The organism is Sphingomonas folli (genome assembly GCF_019429525.1).
Classification (GTDB): Bacteria; Pseudomonadota; Alphaproteobacteria; order Sphingomonadales; family Sphingomonadaceae; genus Sphingomonas; species Sphingomonas folii.
The window spans coordinates 13918-32944 of record NZ_JAHXZL010000006.1; the positions used below are offsets into that span (position 1 = coordinate 13918).

Sequence of the window (19027 nt, forward strand, 5' to 3'; positions counted from 1 at the left end):
TGAGCGTCGATGCGGATGGTGCACCACGATGAGCGCGGCCTGACCGACCGCGTCGGCGACTTCGACTGGGACGGCGGCATCCTGCCGGCGTGCGGGGAGATCGCCGCGCTGCTCGACGCCGCCGACGGCTGGCGCCAGGTGGCGCAGACCTTCTGGGACCATCTGCTCGCGCTGCCGACGCTGCCCGCGGCGACGCGCGGCATCGGCGCGGAGCGGCTCGCCGACCAGCTCGGCCGCGCGACCCATTACATGCGGCTGCGCTACACCGAGCCGTTCAGCGCGCGCTGGCACGCGATGGTGATCGGCCAGGTCGACGTCTCGCAGGCCAATGGCGTGCCGCTGACGCTGCTGCTCGCCGCGCTGACGCGCGCGCACGGCCACACGCTGGAGCTGCTCGGCACCGGCTGCGCGGGCGACGCCGCGAGGCTGCAGCGACTGAGCAACGTCGTGCTGCGGCTGGCGATGATGGAATCGGACCTGATGGCGTCGCGGCTCGGCGAGCTGTCGCTGGGCGCGACACGCGCGGTGCGCGCCGAGCGTGCGGCGGCGTTCCGCACCAGCATCAGCGACGGCATCGGCGTGATCGCGACTCGCGGCCAGGTCGTGCGCGACAAGGCGCGCGCCGTGGCGGGCTCGACCCGCGGCATGCTCGACAAGACGAGCGAGGTCGCCACCGCGGCCGAACAGTCCGCCGTGGCGATGCGCGACGCCGCCTCCACCGCGGCGGGGCTGATCCGCGCGATCGATTCGGTGCAGAGCGACATGCGCGCCTGCACCACCACGCTGGAGGACGCGAACGCGCAGGCCGAGGACGCGGTGAGCGCCAGCGCGGCGCTGAGCGACCATGCCAAGTCGATCGAGTCGATCCTGGGGCTGATCCGCGACATCGCGGGCCAGACCAACCTGCTCGCGCTCAACGCCACGATCGAGGCGGCGCGCGCGGGCGACGCCGGGCGCGGCTTCGCGGTGGTGGCGCAGGAGGTGAAGAGCCTCGCCAGCCAGACCGCGCGCGCCACCGACGACATCGCCGCCAAGATCGCCGCGATCCAGGCCGCCACGCGGGTCACGGTCGACACCTCGGCCTCGATCAAGGACACGGTGGGCAAGGTGCGGCGCTCGGCGGTGCAGGTCACCGCGGCGATGCAGCTGCAGGCGCAGACCGTCACCGCGATCACCGCCGCGGTCGACGAGACCGCGCTGGCGGCCGACTCGATGTCGCACACCATCGCGGCGATCCGCGAGGACACCAACGACGTCACCGGCGAGATCGAGTCGCTCGGCCACGCCTTCGAGCAGATCGGCGACCGGTTCGACACGCTGCGCGCCTCGGCGGAGAGCTTCTCCGCGAGCGAGGGATGAGCGGAGCGGGAGCGGGCGGGGTCGCGGCGCGCTTTCCCTGCGGCTCTCTCGATCGCGATCCTCCACCGCGAGGGGCGGATGAGGCGTGAGCGACCCGCCGGTCGGACCACCTCCACGCGACGCCTCTGGCCCAGCGCCCGCTCCCGTCCTATCGCGGCGCGCATGGTCAACATCCTCCTCACCGGGGCGAGCCGCGGCATCGGCGCCGCCGTCGCCGCCGCGCTCGACGCCGCCCCCGGCGTCACGCTCGCGCGCCACGCCACCGCGAGCGGCCTCGCCGCCGACTTCGCCGACCCCGCCGCGCCCGCGCTCCTATGGGACGCCGCGCTCGACCGGCTCGGCGGCCGCGTCGACGTGCTGATCAACAACGCCGGCGTGTTCGAGGCCAACCCGCTCGACTCGGACGACTGGGTCGCCGGCTGGGAGCGCACGCTGCGGATCAACCTCACCGCCGCGGCCGAGCTGAGCCGGCTGGCGGTGCGCCACTGGCAGGCGGGCGGGCGCGGCGGCCGGCTGGTCAACGTCGCCAGTCGCGCCGCCTATCGCGGCGACAGCCCGGCGCACTGGCACTATGCCGCCGCCAAGGCGGGCATGGTGGCGATGACCAAGACGATCGCGCGCGGCTATGCCCGCGACGAGATCCTCGCCTTCGCGATCTGCCCGGGCTTCACCATGACCGGCATGGCCGAGGACTATCTCGCCAGCCGTGGCGGCGACAAGCTCCTCGCCGACATCCCGCTCGGTCGCGTCGCCCAGCCCGAGGAGGTGGCCGCGGTGGCACGCTTCCTCGCGCTCGAGGCGCCGGCGTCGATGACCGGCGCGGTGCTCGACGTGAACGGGGCCAGCTATGTCCGCTGAGGCGATCGACAGCTGGCGCGTCACCCTGCCCTGCACCCGCGCCGAAGCCGAGGCGATCGACGCCGCCGACGATCTCGCGATCGACGCGGTGCTGATGACCAGCGAGGAGGTCGAGGACGATCGCGAGCGCTGGCGGCTCGACGCCTATATGGAGCACGCGCCCGACTCGGCGATGCTCGCGGCGCTGCGCGCGCTGGTGCCGAGCGCGGGGGGGACCGAGCCGGCGGTGACCGCGCTCACCGCGCAGGACTGGGTGACGCTGAGCCAGGCCGGGCTGGAGCCGATCAGCGAGGGGCGCTTCGTCGTCCACACCAGCGCGCACCCGGCGGAGGCACCGCCGGGCGGGCGCGCCTTCCTGATCGACGCGGGCCAGGCGTTCGGCACCGGTCATCACGCCACCACCTCGGGCTGCCTCGCCATGCTCGACTCGCTCGCCGACCGCGCGGTGGACAACGCGATCGACCTCGGCACCGGCACCGGGCTGCTCGCCTTCGCCGCGCGCCACCTCTGGCCCGCCGCGCGGGTGACCGCGACCGACATCGACCCAGCCGCGATCGAGGTGACCCGCGCGAACATGGCGGCCAACGCGGTCGACGGCATCGCGCTGGTGGTCGCCGACGGCGCGCTGGCCGAGTCGATCGCGGCGCGCGCGCCCTACGACCTGGTGATCGCCAACATCCTGGCCGGGCCGCTGATCTCGATGGCGCCCGAGGTGGCGGCGATCGCCGCGCCGCGCGCCGCGATCGTGCTCGCCGGACTGCTCGAGACGCAGCGCGCCGAGGTGGTGGCGGCGTTCGAGCGCTTCGGCTGCGCGTTGGAGGCGGTCGACCGCCGCGGCGACTGGACGATCCTGCGGCTGGCCGCGGGCGCGACCCGCCACGTCCCCGAACAGGCCCCCGACCCGCGCGGGCGCGACGGCTGGGCGCTCGACCTATAGGGTAGGGACGATGGCGGGCGGTCGTGGACCTCGACCCTCCCTCACGACCCTGTTCCCCGGCGGAAGCCGGGGTCCAGGTGAGAGAGCGGCGGTGGGTCTCGCCAGCGTCCCCCAACTGGGCCCCGGCGTCCGTTGGGGAACAGGCAAGAGGCAGGCGCTATCGCTCAGCCGCGGGCGAGCGGCACCGCGCCGCTGCTCACACCAGCGACCCCACCGCGGTGATGAAGCGCGCCAGCGTGATCGGCTTGGAGATATAGGCGTCCGCCCCCGCGGCGCGGATCCGCTCCTCGTCCTCGCGCCCCGCATAGGCGGTCACCGCCATCACCGGGATGTGGCGCAGTGCCGCGTCGGCCTTGAGCTCGAGGATCAGCTCATAGCCCGTCACGTGCGGCATCTGTATGTCCATCACGATCAGGTCGGGCATGAACGCGCGGGTGCGCTCCACCGCCTCGCGCCCGTCGCGCACCGGCTCGACGGCGAAGTCGTGCGCCCGCAACAGGTCACAGAACAGCTTGAGATTGAGTTCATTGTCCTCGACAACGAGCACCCGTTTGGCCACGCGCCACTTTCTCCTCTGACGCATCGACAGATAATGGTCCGAACCGATCCAAACCAGTCCGACGCGACCACGATCGCGCTCGACGCTCTCGCCTGGACGCTTAACGAACCGTTGCGCGCCGAACGACTTATCGGCGTGACGGGGCTCGCACCCGACGATCTGCGCGCGCGCCTGCGCGAACCCGCCGTCCTGGCCGCGTGCCTCGCCTTCCTCGAGGCGCACGAGCCCGATCTCCTCGCCTGCGCCGCGGCGATCGGCACCACGCCCGCCGCGCTCGTCGCGGCACGCGCCCGACTGGAGGAAGCGCCACGATGACTCGACCGCTGCTGATCAGCGACTGCGACGAGGTCTTACTCCACATGGTGCGCCACTTCGCCACCTGGCTCGACGAAGCGCACGACATCGAGTTCCGCTACGATAGCTGGGAATTGGCCAAGAACATGCGTCGGCGCGGCGGCGCGCCGCTGACCCAGGCGGAGATGTTCGGCTATCTCGGCGGCTTCTTCCCGGCCGAGATGGCGCGCCAGACGCTGGTGCCGCACGCCGGCGCGGCGCTGGCGCGGCTGGCCGAGCGCGCCGACATCGTCATCCTCACCAACCTCGAGGACCAGTGCCGCACGCACCGGGTGGCGCAGCTCGAGCGGTTCGGCATCGCGCACCGCGTCGAGTGCAACCAGGGCGGCAAGGGCGCGCCGGTGGCGCGGCTGGTGGCCGAATACGGCGACCCCGTCACCGTCTTCGTCGACGATCTGCCGCACCACCATGAATCGGTGGCGCAGCACGCGCCCGGCGTGTGGCGGCTCCACATGATCGCCGAGCCCGCGCTCGCCGCGGGCGTCCCCCCCGCGCCCCGGGCGCACGCGCGCATCGACGACTGGCCCGCGGCCGAGGCGTGGATCGCGGCGCGCTTCGAAGACGGCGTGCCCGCACCCGCGGTCGAGGCGACGCCGGCCGAGGCTTGACCGGCGCGGGAACGCGCCGCCTCAGGCTTGACCGGCGCGGGAACGCGCCGCCTCAGGCTTGACCGGCGCGGGAACGCGCCGCAGGGGGAGCGCATGACCGATCGTATCGACCGCGCGCTCGCCGAGCTCGGCCTGACGCTGCCCCAGGCCGCCGCCCCGGTGGCCGCCTATGTCCCCGTCGTCGCCGCGGGCGGGCTGCTCCACGTCTCGGGCCAGCTGCCGTTCAAGGACGGCGCGGTCGTCACCGGGCGGCTCGGCGACGACGTGAGCCTCGAGCAGGGGCAGGACGCGGCGCAGCGCTGCGCGCTGATGCTGGTGGCGCAGCTCAGGGCGCATCTCGGCACGCTCGAGCAGGTCACGCGGATCGTGAAGCTCGGCGTGTTCGTCAACTCCACCGCCGATTTCACCGACCAGCCCAAGGTGGCCAACGGCGCCAGCGAGCTGATGGTCAAGCTGTTCGGCGACGCGGGGCGCCACGCGCGCTCGGCGGTGGGCGTGGCGGCGCTGCCGCTCGGCGCCGCGGTCGAGGTCGACGCGATCGTCGAGGTCGCCGCCTCGCTCTGACGCGGGGCTGGCCGGAGCGCGACGCCTTCGTCCGGCTACCCTCCGTCATCCCGGCCTCGGTCCGGAAGCCACGGGGCCGCATGCCCGTACCGCGGTGCGCACGCCGCACTGACCCCCGGAACACGGACGGGCCGGCGGAGGCAGGCAGATCGTGCGGAACCCAGCGGCCGTATCCCCGGAAACCGCGCGCGGCGCCGCTCCGTCCTTTAACCCCCGCCCGGCTCGCCCTACCTAGGCCGCGATGACCTCGCTCACCGCGCGAATCGCCGATGGGGTCGGCGCGATCCCCGCCGACCAGTGGGACGCCTGCGCCGGCCCCGCCAACCCCTTTCTCGGCCACGCCTTCCTCGCCGCGCTGGAGGAGTCAGGCAGCGTCGGCGGGCGCAGCGGCTGGCAGCCGATCCCGGTCGTGGTGGACGGCGCCGACGGCGCCCCCGCCGCCATCGCGCCCGCTTATGCCAAGAGCCACAGCCAGGGCGAATACGTCTTCGACCACGGCTGGGCCGACGCCTGGGAGCGCGCCGGCGGCAGCTATTATCCCAAGCTCCAGGTCGCGGTGCCGTTCACGCCGGTGCCGGGCGCGCGGCTGCTGCTGCGCGACCCCGATGCCGCGCCCGCGCTGATCGCCGCGCTGGAGGCGGTGACCGACCGCCACGACCTCTCCTCCGCGCACGCCACCTTCGTCGCGCCCGACCAGATCGCGGCGTTCGAGCGCGCCGGGTGGCTGATCCGCGAGGGCACGCAATATCACTGGCAGAACCAGGGCTACGCGACCTTCGACGACTTCCTCGGCGCACTCGCCAGCCGCAAGCGCAAGGCGATCCGCAAGGAGCGCGCCGCCGCGGTCGAGGGGCTGACGATCCGCCATCTCAGCGGCGCCGCGATCGGGCGGCGCGAGTGGGACGCCTTCTGGCGCTTCTACCAGGACACCGGCAGCCGCAAATGGGGCAGGCCCTATCTGACGCGCACCTTCTTCCCGCTGCTGGGGGAGGCGCTGGGGGAGCGCGTGCTGCTGATCCTGGCCGAGCGCGACGGCGTGCCGATCGCGGGCGCGCTCAACCTGATCGGGGACGACGCGCTCTACGGCCGCTACTGGGGCTGCACCGAGGAGGTGCCCTTTCTCCACTTCGAGCTGTGCTATTATCAGGCGATCGACGCCGCGATCGCGCGCGGCCTGAGGACGGTGGAGGCCGGCGCGCAGGGCGAGCACAAGCTGGCGCGCGGCTATGTCCCGGTGCCGACCTGGTCGGCGCATTACATCCCCGACGCCTCGTTCCGCCGCGCGGTGGCCGACTTCCTCGTGCGCGAGCGCGCCGCGGTGGTGCAGGAACAGGAGTTCCTCGGCGAGCTCACCCCGTTCCGCCGGGGGTGACTGGTTCGAATCCTCCCCTTGCAGGGGAGGTGGCAGGCCGCAGGACTGACGGAGGGGTGATCCGGCCGGCGAGTGTCGATGGACCCACCAACGGCGACACCCCTCCGTCGCGCTGCGCGCGCCACCTCCCCTTCCAGAGAAGGATCATAGGGTCAGCGCTCCTGCTCGACGCGCAGCCGCTCGAGCCGCTCCTGCTCGCGCTCCTGCCGCTCGCGCAGCCGCTCGAGCCGTGCGCTGCGGCGGCGCATCCGCTCGATCAGCCAGCGCGGCACGCCCAGCTCCTCGTCGGTCGCGTCGATCATCGGCGCGTCATGGTCGACGCGGAACAGCATCGAGTTGCTCGTCGGCGAGCGCCACACCGGCACCAGCCCGGCGGTGAAGCGCGGGTTGTACGCCGGCGGGCGGATCAGCCAGACATAGTCGAAGGCGTCGCGCGGGAAGCGCGCCAGCGCGTAATTGGCCGGGCGCCACCATTCGTACGGGCATTTGACCGAGGTGACGATCTGCGTCGGGTCGTGCGCATAGGGTCCGGCGTCGCCATAGTGGACGGTGAGCAGCTGCGCCCCCGCCATCGACCATTGGTCGTCGGTATAGGCCAGCCGCCGCTCCAGCGCGATCGCGGGCAGATGCTCCAGCCGCGACATGCGCCAGGCGTTCGAGCAATTGTGGCCGACGAAGCTGATCAGCCGCGCGCCGATCGGCACGTGCGGCAGCGCGGCGAGCTCCGCGTCATAGTCGGCGTCGAAGCGCGCGAAGCTGATCGTGGTCGCGGCGAGGCGCACCGCGTAGAAGCTCAGCCCCGCGGCGGCGAGCAGCGCGGCGTGGCGCAGGTCGGCGCCCGGCTTGGGCCGGATCGCGATCACCGCCACCGCGACCATGAAGGGCGCCATCCGCATGTCGGCATAGGCCGAACCGAAGACGATCCGCGGCAGCAGGATGTACACCAGCAGCATCAGCAGCGCCGACAGGCCGAGGTGGCGCGAGTAGCCGATCCGCGGGTCGCGCACCGCCTTGAACAGCACGAGGTAGATCACCGCGACGCTGGCGACGTCGAACCACATCCAGCGATCGCGGAGCGCCATCACGATCCAGGCGATCTTGGTGTTCCAGAAGAAGAAGTCGGCGGTCTGGCCGGTGACGTCCGCGCCCGAGCGCCACGCCACCATCAGCAGCATCGGCAGCGCCAGCGGCACGCAGCCGAGCCCGGCGCGCACCCAGGTCTCCAGCCAGCCGCCGCCGCCCGTGCGGCGCAGGTCGTGCTGGCGGATCAGCTCGCTCGAGAAGGCCAGCACACCCAGCACGCCCCAGCCGAAGGTGTGGCACACCCACAGGACGCACGAGAGCGGCACGAACAGCACGGCGCGCAGTCTCAGCCGCCCCAGCCGCGCCAAGCGCAGCCACAGGCCGAACAGGCACAACGTCCAGGCCATGGACAGCGCGAAGTTCACGAAGCCGAACTGGAACGGATAGCCGTAGGCGAGCGGCAGCGCGAACAGCGCGGTCGGCGGGATGCGCCCGTGCACCTCGCGCGCGATCCACAGCAGCCCGCCGACAGTGAGCGCGGGGATGGTGAGGATGATCAGCTTGACCGCGGGCTCCAGCCCGATCAGCGGCGCGAGCGGCTCGATCAGCAGGTCGACCCCGAGATTGCCGATCAGCGACCAGCGGAACTGGTACCAGTCGCTCAGCCAGGGGTGCGCGCCGCGGTCGAGCTGGACGCGGTAGCGCCCCATGTGACCGGGCAGGTCGACGATCGGGGGGATGTCGGGCCACAGCAGCGGCACGCACGCCGCCAGCATGGCGGCGAGCACGAACCACCGCGTCTGCCACCAATGGAGCCGCTCTGCCTGCATCGCGAGCGCCTTACGGGCGCGCGGCCCCCGCGGGCAAGGGGTCGCGCACCACCCGCCACGCCAGCACCGGCCCGCGCACCGGCAGCGGCGCGAGCCAGTCGACCCGCTCGCCGCGCTCCAGCCGCGCCCACAGGCCGTGGGGCGCGGCGGCGCGATACTGCGCCAGCTCGGGCAGGCCGGGGCAGGCGATCAGATAGTCGGCGCCGCTCGCCACCACCGCCGCGCGCGCGCGGTCTGGCGGCAGCGTGAGGCCGAGCAGCACCTGCTCCATCGCGCGCGCGCCGCGGTGATAGCCGCCCGCGATCGCGCGGTGGCGCGTGCTCACCAGCAGCTCGGGGGTGACGTCGAGCGGGGCGAAGACGATGCCCGGCGGCAGCGCGGCGAGCGCGCGCACGTCGGTCGCGGCGGCGCAGCTCGGGCGGCGCGAGTCGTCGCGCGCGCGCTCGACCGGGCCGGGCACCAGCAGCAGCGCCGCCGCGGCGACCTGACCCGGCGAGGCGAGCAGCAGCGCGCCGAGCGTGGCGAGCGTGCGCGGTAGCGGCGCGGTCAGCCGGCGCGCGCGCGCCAGCAGCGTCGCCAGCAACACCGCGGCACCGGGTACCGCGAGCGCGTTGGCGGTGGCGGCGGCACGACTCACCCACAGCGCGATCGCGGTCGCGGCGAGCAGCAGCAGCAGGTACAGCCACCAGCGATCACGCGCCGCGTCGGCCAGCGTGCGCGGCGGCAGCCGGCGCAGGTGCAGCGCGGTGCCGGCGAGCCCGGCGAGCGGCAGCCCGATGGCGGCGGCGGCGAGCGCGGGCGGCTGGTCCCACAGCGGACGCCCCTCGAGCACGCTGAGATACCACCAGCGATAGACCAGCGGCGGCAGCGTCGCGAACGGCCCGGCGAGGCAGCCGGGGGCGAGCGCGAGCAGCGTCGCCGCGGCGGCGGCGCCGGCGAGCGCGAGGAGCAGGAGGCGCAGGGCAAGTCGCGTCGGTGTTCCTGCGAACGCGGGAACCCAGGGCAGCGAGCGGTGCGCGTGGTGACGCCGGGCTCCCGCGCGCGCAGGAGCACCGCCGGGACGGGGCGGCTCGTCATCCTCCCCGTCACCCCGGACGGGTTCCGACGCCCATACGGCCGCGCTTCTCGCCGTCTGAGCGGTCGCGGCACCGTGGATCCCGGACGTGCGGGACGACGGAGGGGGAGAGGCGAGCGCCCCGCTCCCCATTACGCGCCCCATCGCCACCGCCGCCGTCAGCCCCGCCGCCGCGACCCACAGCAGTGCGAGCCACGCCGGCGCCATCGCGTCGCACGCCGGCTGCGCCCACAGCGGCCCGCGCGTGGCGAGGTGGAGCGCGGTCGCGCCGCCCGCCAGCGTCCAGCCGAGCGCCACCACCATCGCCCCGCGCGCGGGCCGCCACGCCCAGCCGAGCGCGGCGATCGCGGCGGTGGCGGCGGCGATCGGCAGCCCCTCGAGCGAGATCGTCAGCAGCACCGCCAGCGCCGCACCCGCGAGCGCGCCGCTCCGCCGCGTCGGCGGCGCGAGCAGCGCGGCGGCGGCGGCGAGCGCGGCGGCGACCTGCCAGCCGTGATGGTCGATCCGCAGCGGGCGCAGCTGGAACAGCAGCGGCGAGGCGAGTGCCACCAGCAGCACCGCGTAGGGCACGCGCGCGCGCCCGGCGAGCCGCCGCGTCAGCAGCGCGGCGAGCGCGGTCACCGCCAGCAGCGTCAGCAGCGGCACCAGCACCAGCGCCGCCCGCTCGGCGCCGCTTGCGCCCAGCAGCGGGCGCAGCGCCAGCATCGCGCCCGCCAGCGGCAGGTCGACCAGCCGCGACCAGTGCATCGGGAAGTCGCCGCGGTTGAGCCGGTGCTGCGCGACGTCGAACCAGCCCTGGCCGCCGAGCCAGTCGCGCACCTCGAGCAGCCGCATCGCGTCGTCGGCGTCGAGGAACAGCCGGACGCGGATCGCGTCCCAGCTCGCCGCCACCAGCAGCAGCGACGTCAGCAGCCAGCCCGCGAGCACCGCCGCGGCGGGATGCCGCCGCAGGGTCATCGGGTCACGCCGCGCGGCGCACGTCCGCGCCGATCCGCCCGGGCACCTGGCGCAGGCTGGACAGCGCCGCGGCCTCGCCCTCGCGCCCGCTCTCGTGATACTCGGCGTCCTCGTTGACCGCCCAGGTATCGTACACGCGCGCGCCGGCCTGGATGTTGCGGACCGTCAGCATCGCGGTCATCATCGCGTGGTCCTGGTTGTTGTAGCGGTGCATGCCGTTGCGCCCGACGCAGTGGAGCGTGGGGTAGCGCCCCTCCAGCTCGCGCCGCAGCATGTCGACGTTCTGCGCGTAATCCTCGTCGTAGACCGGATAGGCCTTCTCCTGGCGCACCACGGTGCCGCCGACGACGTGCGACGGGTCGCACAGGCCCAGCGCCGCCATCTCGCGCGTCGCCAGCGCGACCAGCTGCTCGTCGCTCGACGTCCACAGCCCGTCGCCCTCGAAGCAGAAATACTCGAGCCCGACGCAGGCGATCGCGGGATCGGGCACCATCTCGGGCGACCAGGAGCGGAAGTTCTGGATCCGCCCCACCTTCACCTTGGGATCGTGGATGTAGATCCAATTGTCCGGGAACAGCTCGGGCGCGCGGATCATCAGCGCGACGGTGAGGAAGTCGCGGTACTTGAGGTTGGCCGCCTCGGGCAGCGCGGCGGGCAGCGGGTGGAGCCGGCTGGCCAGCTCGCGCATCGGCGCCGAGGAGATCACGTGCGCGGCGTCGAGCGTGGCGATGCCCGCGTCGGTGGTGGCGCTCACCGTCCAGCGGCCGGTCGCGGCGTGGTGGTGGAGCTGGCGCAGCGCGTGGCCCATCAGCACCTTGCCGCCGCGCTCGACGACGCGGTCGCGCGCCGCCTCCCACATCATCCCCGGCCCGAGCCGCGGGTAGCGGAAGTTCTCGAGCAGCGTCTTGGCCTGCATCCCGTCGTTGGGGCGCTTGTTGAGCCCGAGCGAGCGCTTGACCCCGTCGATCACGGCCTTGCCGAGCGACAGGCCCTTGATCCGCTGCGCCGCCCAGTCGGCGCTCATCTCGTCGCACGGCATGCCCCATACCTTCTCGGTATAGGTCTTGAAGAAGATCGAGTAGAGCTTGTGGCCGAAGGCGTTGACGGTCCAGTCCTCGAAGCTGCGCACGCGGCGCCGCGGCAGCAGCCGCGCCTTGGCGAAGCTGGCCATGCACAAAGTCGAGCGGACGATGCCGAGATGCCCCAGCGCCTCGAACGCGCGCAGCGGGTAGCTGTAGAATTTGCCCTCGTAATAGATGCGGCTCATCCGCGGGCGCTCGATGAAGTCGTGCGGCAGGATCTCGTTCCAGAGATCCACCACGTCCTTCGACTTGGAGAAGAAGCGGTGCCCGCCGATGTCGAAGCGGAAGCCCTGGTGCTCGACGGTGCGGCTGATCCCGCCGACGTAGCGCCGGTCCTTCTCCAGCACCGCGACGCTATAGCCCGCCTGGGTGAGCAGATAGGCGGCGGTGAGCCCCGCCGGGCCCGCGCCGATGATCGCGACGTCCACCGTCTCGCCCGCCTGTGCCGCAGAAGTCGCGCCGATCGCCGTCATCACCCTCGCCCGATCCTGTGACCCGTGATGGCGAGGGGATGACGGAATTTGGTTGAGGGGTGGTTAACGACGGGTGCGCCGTCAGAAATTACAAAATGAGGAATTACTTTATAAGCCGGGATTTTGGCTGTGGACCACACCGCAACTCAGTAACCGACACCGAGGTCAAATCCCAAATCAGACAAGATCATTTCTAGGATTCCGTCAGCTCAATCTCCCATTTTTATCTAAAATATGAATGTACGATCCGCAGTTCACCGTATCGTACAGGGAGATCTATTATGACGACTACCTTATCCTCGACCTCATCACTTAGCGGTAACGCGTTGCTAAACAGCCGTATGCTCCGCCCAACAGCGGATTCTGATGACTCACCCTCGGGCACTGAGGTTACGGTGACCGGCAAGCGCCCGCCCACCGATGGGGCGGATCCATCCCCGGGATCGAATGTACCCCCATCGACAGGTCAAACGTTCCCTGACGATCCGCCTAAGAAGCCGGGAGGAGCGACAGTCAGCAAGGTCAAGACGATGGTTGAATATCCTAACAAGGAGCAAGCCGACGCCGTAAAAGAACTTAGAGATAGGGTAAACGCGATTGATAAGTCTTTAAAAAATATAAAAGACGAAAAGGTGTTTAAAGTCAAGATATCAGATGGAACATAAAAGAATGTTACAGGAGCCGAGGTAAAAAGTCTCTGGGCCTCAATGAATTTCAGATTGATAAGCCAGGAACGACATACCCAAATGGTAAAAAAAATGGCGCGTCAACCGATGCTAACGGAGTGACCCATTTTTCAATGGACACACTTACAGGCTATCAGGCAAGAAGCCCTGACAGCTCAGAAAAGGACAAGTCATTTGACTACCTAATTTTGCACGAACTTGCGCATAACACAGAAGCGGGCAAAGCGGAAAACGAATGGCAAACAAAAAACGGGACAAACGATGCAGACGGATACTATTTGGGGAACGAAGTTCTGGCTAACTCTCTGGCCAAAGCAATCGAAGATGATGTCGGCCTCAAACCATTGTCAAGTCCGACCTATGGATACGATGGAAATGCAGTTACATCATCTGCTTCAGTCAATCCATCGCCTACTGAAACGACTAAGGTTGGAGGCACCCTGAATTTGTATGCGTAAATATATATTACATAAAAGCTGCTGCCGGACTTCGGTGTTGCAGACAGCAATGCTGCCGTTTTCTCTGGGTCTTATAGCACTTTTTGCAAATCCTGCGAACGCACAAAACTCAAGTTGTTCTAATAAGTCTGCTTACTCTATTGATTTACGTGAACATATTAGCAGCTACGCCTCGCTTCAAACAAGCACTTCCACAATCCGCCTACAAAGTGCAGAACAAATTATTACTGGATGCGCAATCGAGGAGGCTTCTCTGTCCGTCTCCGGCTTCACCACACAGGCCGGGGTACGATATGAGAAAAACGGCGCCACGTATGTTCCTGTCAGCGCCGATTATGTCAGGATAAAGACTAGGTGTAGCGCTTTTTCTTTAGCCACCGCTAGACCATATGACGCGCTATGTGAGCCAATTAGTGTACCCTATGCAAGAAATAGCTTCGCCGCCGTAACTTATGAGGGTAATGAGTATAAACTCAGCCTGTTCCATAAAAGTGGTTTGATTGTTATGTTACGAACTAAATTAAAGCCGCTTGACATGATGTACCTTCCATCTCCCCATGGACTTGGCGGTAACATATTTATACTCCTTCAATCTTCTCATTCTTCCGTTGTTCAGGTTGTTTTTTTAGTGTGATTGCAAGACTTTTGACTGACGCCGCCCTGGATGGCGAGGTCGCCTCGCCATCCAGACATCAAAACTTTGGGGACGGTTCTGCCCTGTCCTACATCAAGCGTTTATGGAACAAGTGCTGCATGTGTCCGTGCGCCTGACCTGCCTATACGCCTCGCGTCATACCTCGACATCACTGATGCACCCCGCCGGCGGCTCAACATTCGCAACATTCGCTCCAACATTCCTCAACGTTCGCCCCCTCCCACCCGGCGCGCTCGCCCCATCATCCCCACCCCGCCGCCGCATCCTCGCCCAGATCGCACGCCACCCAACGGGCGGTGGCGCGGGCGCGCGCGGCTGGGCTATAGCGAGGGGTGATGCGGCTTCTTCTCCAACGCTTGCTGGCGCTGCTGGCGCTCTCCTCGCTGCTGCTCTCGCCGGTCGTGGCGAGCGCGCAGGGCAACAGCTTCGATCTCGCCGGCCCGGCGCTGACCATGTCGGTGACCCGCGAGAAGGTGACGCTGCCGATCGGCCAGGTGCCCTCCTTACGCGTCGGCGACCAGCTCGAGCTCAGGGCGGACCTGCCCGCCGACCAGGCGGCGCGCTACCTGCTCGTCCTCGTCTTCCTGCGCGGCGCGACCAACCCGCCGCCCAAGAACTGGTTCTACGAGGCCGAGACGTGGAACCCGAAGAAAGCGACGCTCAGCGTCAAGGTGCCCGAGGGCGCGCAGCAGGCGATCGCGCTGATGGCGCCCGAGACCGGCGGGGGCTATAATGCGCTGGTGAAGGCGGTGCGCGGCCGCCCCGGCGTGTTCGTCCGCGCCGCGCAGGACCTCTACCAGGCCTCGCTCGACCGCGCCCGGCTGGAGACCTTCATCAACGGCGTCGCGCGCGTCGAGGAGAGCGCGCCCGAGCGGCTCGTCCCGGTCTCGACCGCGCTCGCCGGCACGCTGGGGATCAAGCTCAACGCCGACTGTCTCGCGCGCAGTCGCGCGCTCCAGGCCTCGTGCCTGACGCAGAACCGCGACGGCATGGTGCTCCAGACCGGCGGCGGCGCGGCCTCGCTGATCGACGTGATCGGCGGCACCACCACCCAGTTCGCCTACAGCCTCGCCGCCACCAAGGAGGGCGGCGCGGGCGAGTTCAGCCCCTATATCTCGCTGGCGCGCGACTTCGCGCGGCTGTTCGGCGTGTTCCGCAGCGCCGACTATCAATATGCCCCCGCGCTGGCGGTGGGGCAGAACGAGCGGCTGCGGCTCCAGCTCAACACGCCGCCCTCGTTCCAGAACCCCAAGTCGGTGCTGGTCGCACCGCTGCCCCCCATCGGTGCGGCGGCGCCCCCGCCGCTGCGCGCCGCGCTCAAGGACGCGGTGTGCCTCGCCAAGCCGGGCCTGGTGCTGCCGCTCGAGGACGCGCCGCTGGTGTTCGCAACCGACTATGCGCGCGCGCTGACGCTGCGGCTCGCGCTCGCCGACGGCCGCACGGTGGAGCTGCCCGTCACCGCCGACGCCGAGCGCGGCGGCCTGGTGGTCGGGCCCGACGCGCAGAAGCTGGGCGCCAGCGCGATCGGCGAGGCGACGCTCACCGGGCGCTGGGGCTTCGCGAGCTTCACCGGCCCGCGCTTCCCGCTCCAGAACGGCGCGCCCGCGGCGTGGCAGCCGCGGCCCGACGACACGGTGGTGGTAGGCCGCGACGCGCCGCTGACGCTGCGCGGCGGCGCCGCCGCCTGCGTCGAGCAGGTCGCGCTGCGCGACCGCTCGGGCACGATCAGGCCGGTCGAGTGGAAGGCCAGCGCGCCCGACGAGATCACCGCGACGCTGCCGCTCCAGCGCGCGCGCCCGGGCGACCTCACCCTGCTGGTGTCGCATTACGGCGCCAGCGCGCCCGCGCAGCTGACGCTCAAGGGCCAGAGCGAGGCCAGCCGGCTGGAGGGTTTCACGCTCTACACCGGCGACAGGGAGGGGCGGCTGGTCGGCGCGCGGCTCGACCAGGTCGCGTCACTCGAGGTCGCGGGGCTCACCTTCACCGCGGGCGCGCTGACGCGCGACATGGGCGGGGGCGACCGGCTCGCGCTCACCACCGAGGCCAACACCGAGACGGTGCCGACCGGGACGAGCGACGCCAAGGTGACGCTCAAGGACGGGCGGACCACCGCGGTGCGCGCCACGATCACGCCGCCGCGGCCGCGGCTCGAGCTGGTCAGCCGCAGCGTCGCGTCGCCCGCGGTGCCCGACCGGCTCGCGCTCGAGCTGCCCGAGTTCGCGCTGGCGCCCGAGGCGACGCTCACCTTCTCGGCGCGCGCGGTGAACACGCGGCTGAGCGCGGGCGACCTGATCGAGGTGGCCACCGCCGACGACGGCGCCAGCGCCAAGCTCAGCGTGGCGAGCGGCAAGCTCCAGCTGATCGGCGGCGACGTCGCGGTCGCCAGCCTCACCCCGCGCGAGGCGCTCGGCGCGGCGGCGACGGGGCCGCTCAAGATGCGGCTGGTGCAGGGCGAGCTGGTCGGCGACTGGCAGCCGCTGGCGCGCGTGGTGCGGCTGCCCGAGCTGAGCGAGCTGCGCTGCGACGGCGCGACCTGCACCCTGCGCGGGCAGGAGCTGTTCCTGATCGCGCAGGTGGCCGACGACGCGGCCTTCGCCAAGGCGCAGAACGTGCCGCTCGGCTTCGTCGCCGGCGAGCTGGCGGTGCCGCACCCGGTCGGCGGCGCGCTGTACCTCAAGCTGCACGACGCGCCCGACGACGTGGTCAAGCTGGTGGTGCCCGCGACCGCGGCGAAGAAGGCGAAGTGAGGCGGATCTCGGTCAGCCCGCCCCATCCTCCCCGGCACGGGGAGGGGGACCAGCCGCAGGCTGGTGGAGGGGGCTTTCCGCGGGCGCTGCGCCGCGAGGAGAGCCGCCGCCACCGCCGGCCCGCGGCGTCGGCCTCCCGCCGCGCTCGCGGAGAGGATCGGCTATCCCCTCACACCACCCCTCACACCACCACGGCGCGCGCCGCCGTCGGGCGGAAGCGGTAACCGCCGCGGTGGAGCGCGCGCCGCACCCGCGCCAGCGGCTGGTCGACCCAGCGATACATCGCCGCGGCATAGACGAAGGCGAGCGGGTAGGCGACCACCGCCGCCGCGCCGCGGCTCGCGCTACCGCTCAGCGCCATCACCAGCGTGAGCAGCAGCAGGTGCGAGAGATACAGGCTGTACGAATAGTCGCCGACCAGCTTCATCGGCGCCGAGGAGAGCCAGCGCGCCACGCGCCCGCGCGACTGCAGCACCGCCGCGAACAGCACGAAGAAGGCGAGCGACTGGAGCGAGTAGCGGATCGTCTGGCGGAACAGCTCGTCGCGGATCGCCAGCGTGGCCAGCAGCAGCGCCGCCGCCAGGACAGTCTCGCGCCGCCGCGGGCGCCACGCCGCGGCGCGGTCGAGCACCGGGTTGCGGTGGAGCGCCAGGCACGAGCCCGCCAGGATGCTGTCGATGCGGGTGTGCGACCAGTAATAGAGCTGGTCGATCGGGTCGCCGGCGAGCGCGTGCGCGCCGCGGACCAGCAGCACCAGCACGCAGAGCCCCAGGCACAGCTGCGCCGCGCGCGCGTTGGGCAGCCGCCGCAGCACCGCGACGTACAGCAGCGGGAAGGCGAGGTAGTAATGTTCCTCCACCGCGAGCGACCAGACCGGCATCCCCGGCACCGCGCCGCTCAGCCCGAAGCTGTCGGTGTAGTTGTTGAGGAACAGGAACTGCGCGGCGAGCGCGCGCGCGTCGAGCCCGGCGCCGCCGCTCGCGGGCAGCACGCCGGCGAGCACCAGCAGCAGCCCCAGCCCCAGCGTGATCCACATCGGCGGCACGATCCGCAGCACGCGCCGCGCGTAGAAGCCGCGCAGGCTCACCGCCATGGTGCGCGTCTGCTCGACCCGCATCAGCGTGGTGATGAGATAGCCCGACAGGAAGAAGAAGGCGGAGACTCCCAGCCCGCCCGGCACGATCCGCTCGAGCCCGGCGTGCGACAGCATCACGATCGCCACCGCGCAGGCGCGGATGCCGTCGAGCGGCGCGATATGTCCCACCGGCGCGCCGGGCGCGCCGTCACCTCTCGCCAAGTTGTCGCCCCCGCTCGCTACAGTCCCCCGCGCGGCCGGCGCAATCATGAGAGACTCCGCTGGCGGCAGACCGATTCGTATCACCGTGCCGACCCTCGCACGAAGCGGCTTACATTTGCTTTAATGTACAATCTGCTCCAGTTTTGGACAGAGATGGTGTGCCCCACCGTGGCGGTAACGGCGCGATGACGACTCGAACCATTTACCTCTCGTCAACCACGAGCCGGTAACCAGTCGCCCGACGGCCGCGGCGCGGCGCAGGAGAGAGTTTGCCATGACGATCGCGACGTCGCCCGCCGCCAGCCGCCCCCTCCGCCGCGTCGCCGCGCTGCTCACCGTCGCGTCGCTCTCGGCCTGCGGCGGCGGCGGTGGCAGCGCGGCGGCCGCCTCGCTCGCCGCGCCGGTGGCGGTGGTCGCGGCGCCGCTCCCCAGCCCGACCCTCGCTCCCGCGCCGAGCGCGTCACCCAGCGCGGTGCCGGTCTCTTCGGCGGTCACCGAGCCCGCGTCGATGCCGAGCCCGGCCCCGACGCCGGCCCCGACGCCCGCCACCGGCGGCAGCGGCGTGCTGTCGGAGGGCGACTCGATCTCGGTCCTCTGGGGCGGCAGCCACACCGGCCTCTACGCCGCGGCGCATCCCAAGGTGACCTTCTACGGCAAGGCGGTCGGCGGCTCGGGCGTCAACGACCTGGAGGCGCGCGCCGACGCCGACCTCGCGCTCCACCCGCGGCTGCTCACCGTGCTGATCGGCGCCAACGATCTCCAGGCGGCCAGCGGCGCGCGCGCCTGGCTGGAGCAGCTGTTCCGCTACACCGCGCGCTTCAAGGCCGCCGGCGTCACGGTGGCGGTGGGCACCTTGCTGCCGGTCAACATGCCCGACCAGCCGCGCTACACCAGCCTCCACAACGAGCGGCGCCAGACCGTCAACGCCGAGCTGCGCGCCGCGGTCGGCCATGAGATCGACGCGGTGATCGACTTCGCCGCCGACCCGGTGATGGGCCCCGACACCGCGCCGCTCGACAAGGCGCTCTACAAGGACGGGCTCCACCCCACCGACGGCGGCGCCAACGGCGCGGGCGGCCAGGGCAAGCTCGCGCTGATCTACGCCAAGGCGGTCGACGCGCTGCTGAAGTGAC

17 protein-coding genes are annotated in these 19027 nt (G+C 70.8%); 12 read left to right on the forward strand and 5 right to left on the reverse strand.

What is annotated here, in order from left to right:
• Positions 1–9 precede the first annotated feature (9 nt).
• The 3 genes from KZ813_RS10190 to KZ813_RS10200 all read left to right on the forward strand — a co-directional run bounded on the left by KZ813_RS10190 (position 10) and on the right by KZ813_RS10200 (position 3154).
• Positions 10–1359, forward strand: coding sequence for a methyl-accepting chemotaxis protein (locus tag KZ813_RS10190; RefSeq protein ID WP_219754888.1), 1350 nt, complete (start codon positions 10–12; stop codon positions 1357–1359).
• Positions 1360–1521: 162 nt separating this feature from the next.
• Positions 1522–2217 carry an SDR family NAD(P)-dependent oxidoreductase gene (locus tag KZ813_RS10195; protein ID WP_219754889.1) on the forward strand — a complete coding sequence of 232 codons (696 nt, stop codon included), beginning with the start codon at positions 1522–1524 and terminating at the stop codon, positions 2215–2217.
• Positions 2207–3154: a 50S ribosomal protein L11 methyltransferase gene (locus KZ813_RS10200; protein ID WP_219754890.1), complete on the forward strand. Its 948-nt coding sequence runs from the start codon at positions 2207–2209 to the stop codon at positions 3152–3154. Before KZ813_RS10195 ends, KZ813_RS10200 begins: the two co-directional genes overlap by 11 nt.
• A 196-nt stretch (positions 3155–3350) precedes the next feature.
• On the opposite strand, the gene KZ813_RS10205 is transcribed toward KZ813_RS10200, so the two are convergent.
• The gene (locus KZ813_RS10205; protein WP_373369270.1) at positions 3351–3650 is read right to left on the reverse strand and encodes a response regulator; all 300 of its coding nucleotides are present in this window, start codon (positions 3648–3650) and stop codon (positions 3351–3353) included.
• Between KZ813_RS10205 and KZ813_RS20475 the strand changes: the two genes are divergently transcribed.
• From KZ813_RS20475 to KZ813_RS10225, 4 genes are all read left to right on the forward strand, one after another.
• Positions 3540–4028, forward strand: coding sequence for a DUF3572 domain-containing protein (locus tag KZ813_RS20475; protein WP_373369271.1), 489 nt, complete (start codon positions 3540–3542; stop codon positions 4026–4028). The two genes, KZ813_RS10205 and KZ813_RS20475, sit on opposite strands and share 111 nt — an antisense overlap.
• Positions 4025–4675, forward strand: coding sequence for an HAD family hydrolase (locus KZ813_RS10215; protein WP_219754893.1), 651 nt, complete (start codon positions 4025–4027; stop codon positions 4673–4675). Before KZ813_RS20475 ends, KZ813_RS10215 begins: the two co-directional genes overlap by 4 nt.
• A 93-nt stretch (positions 4676–4768) precedes the next feature.
• The gene (locus KZ813_RS10220) at positions 4769–5239 is read left to right on the forward strand and encodes a RidA family protein (RefSeq protein WP_219754894.1); all 471 of its coding nucleotides are present in this window, start codon (positions 4769–4771) and stop codon (positions 5237–5239) included.
• 241 nt (positions 5240–5480) lie between these two features.
• Positions 5481–6611 (forward strand): GNAT family N-acetyltransferase, encoded by a 1131-nt coding sequence (locus tag KZ813_RS10225; RefSeq protein ID WP_219754895.1) that lies wholly within the window; start codon positions 5481–5483, stop codon positions 6609–6611.
• A 152-nt stretch (positions 6612–6763) separates the two neighbouring features.
• Here the strand turns inward: KZ813_RS10225 and KZ813_RS10230 are convergent, their stop codons facing one another.
• The 3 genes from KZ813_RS10230 to KZ813_RS10240 are packed head-to-tail and all read right to left on the reverse strand — an operon-like array spanning position 6764 to position 12051.
• A complete protein-coding gene (locus KZ813_RS10230; RefSeq protein WP_258046643.1) occupies positions 6764–8464 on the reverse strand; it encodes a hypothetical protein in 1701 nt (566 codons plus the stop codon).
• A gap of 10 nt (positions 8465–8474) precedes the next feature.
• Positions 8475–10496, reverse strand: a complete 2022-nt coding sequence (locus KZ813_RS10235; protein WP_219754896.1) for a hypothetical protein — start codon at positions 10494–10496, stop codon at positions 8475–8477.
• 4 nt (positions 10497–10500) lie between these two features.
• The gene (locus KZ813_RS10240) at positions 10501–12051 is read right to left on the reverse strand and encodes an NAD(P)/FAD-dependent oxidoreductase (RefSeq protein ID WP_219754897.1); all 1551 of its coding nucleotides are present in this window, start codon (positions 12049–12051) and stop codon (positions 10501–10503) included.
• 281 nt (positions 12052–12332) lie between these two features.
• On the opposite strand from KZ813_RS10240, the gene KZ813_RS10245 reads away from it, so the two are divergent.
• The 4 genes from KZ813_RS10245 (at position 12333) to KZ813_RS10260 (ending at position 16597) form a co-directional block, all read left to right on the forward strand.
• Positions 12333–12716, forward strand: coding sequence for a hypothetical protein (locus tag KZ813_RS10245; protein WP_219754898.1), 384 nt, complete (start codon positions 12333–12335; stop codon positions 12714–12716).
• A 119-nt stretch (positions 12717–12835) separates the two neighbouring features.
• Complete coding sequence (locus KZ813_RS10250; protein WP_219754899.1) at positions 12836–13195, forward strand: hypothetical protein; 360 nt, start codon at positions 12836–12838, stop codon at positions 13193–13195.
• A 34-nt stretch (positions 13196–13229) separates the two neighbouring features.
• Positions 13230–13829, forward strand: a complete 600-nt coding sequence (locus tag KZ813_RS10255) for a hypothetical protein (protein WP_219754900.1) — start codon at positions 13230–13232, stop codon at positions 13827–13829.
• 356 nt (positions 13830–14185) lie between these two features.
• Positions 14186–16597, forward strand: a complete 2412-nt coding sequence (locus tag KZ813_RS10260) for a hypothetical protein (RefSeq protein WP_219754901.1) — start codon at positions 14186–14188, stop codon at positions 16595–16597.
• Between the two features lie 181 nt (positions 16598–16778).
• On the opposite strand, the gene KZ813_RS10265 is transcribed toward KZ813_RS10260, so the two are convergent.
• On the reverse strand, positions 16779–17894 hold the full coding sequence (locus KZ813_RS10265) for an acyltransferase family protein (protein WP_219754902.1): 1116 nt from the start codon (positions 17892–17894) through the stop codon (positions 16779–16781).
• A gap of 274 nt (positions 17895–18168) precedes the next feature.
• Here KZ813_RS10265 and KZ813_RS10270 point away from each other — a divergent pair, with 274 nt between their 5' ends.
• Positions 18169–19026, forward strand: a complete 858-nt coding sequence (locus KZ813_RS10270) for an SGNH/GDSL hydrolase family protein (RefSeq protein ID WP_219754903.1) — start codon at positions 18169–18171, stop codon at positions 19024–19026.
• Position 19027 lies beyond the last annotated feature (1 nt).

Coding starts and splice junctions, on each gene's coding strand:
- KZ813_RS10260 (WP_219754901.1), top strand. CDS start 14,186: ATGCGGCTTCTTCTCCAACGCTTGCTGGCGCTGCTGGCGCTCTCCTCG.
- KZ813_RS10270 (WP_219754903.1), top strand. CDS start 18,169: ATGACGATCGCGACGTCGCCCGCCGCCAGCCGCCCCCTCCGCCGCGTC.
- KZ813_RS10245 (WP_219754898.1), top strand. CDS start 12,333: ATGACGACTACCTTATCCTCGACCTCATCACTTAGCGGTAACGCGTTG.
- KZ813_RS10215 (WP_219754893.1), top strand. CDS start 4,025: ATGACTCGACCGCTGCTGATCAGCGACTGCGACGAGGTCTTACTCCAC.
- KZ813_RS10230 (WP_258046643.1), bottom strand. CDS start 8,464: ATGCAGGCAGAGCGGCTCCATTGGTGGCAGACGCGGTGGTTCGTGCTC.
- KZ813_RS10200 (WP_219754890.1), top strand. CDS start 2,207: ATGTCCGCTGAGGCGATCGACAGCTGGCGCGTCACCCTGCCCTGCACC.
- KZ813_RS10235 (WP_219754896.1), bottom strand. CDS start 10,496: ATGACCCTGCGGCGGCATCCCGCCGCGGCGGTGCTCGCGGGCTGGCTG.
- KZ813_RS10190 (WP_219754888.1), top strand. CDS start 10: ATGCGGATGGTGCACCACGATGAGCGCGGCCTGACCGACCGCGTCGGC.
- KZ813_RS10240 (WP_219754897.1), bottom strand. CDS start 12,051: ATGACGGCGATCGGCGCGACTTCTGCGGCACAGGCGGGCGAGACGGTG.
- KZ813_RS10225 (WP_219754895.1), top strand. CDS start 5,481: ATGACCTCGCTCACCGCGCGAATCGCCGATGGGGTCGGCGCGATCCCC.
- KZ813_RS10195 (WP_219754889.1), top strand. CDS start 1,522: ATGGTCAACATCCTCCTCACCGGGGCGAGCCGCGGCATCGGCGCCGCC.
- KZ813_RS10220 (WP_219754894.1), top strand. CDS start 4,769: ATGACCGATCGTATCGACCGCGCGCTCGCCGAGCTCGGCCTGACGCTG.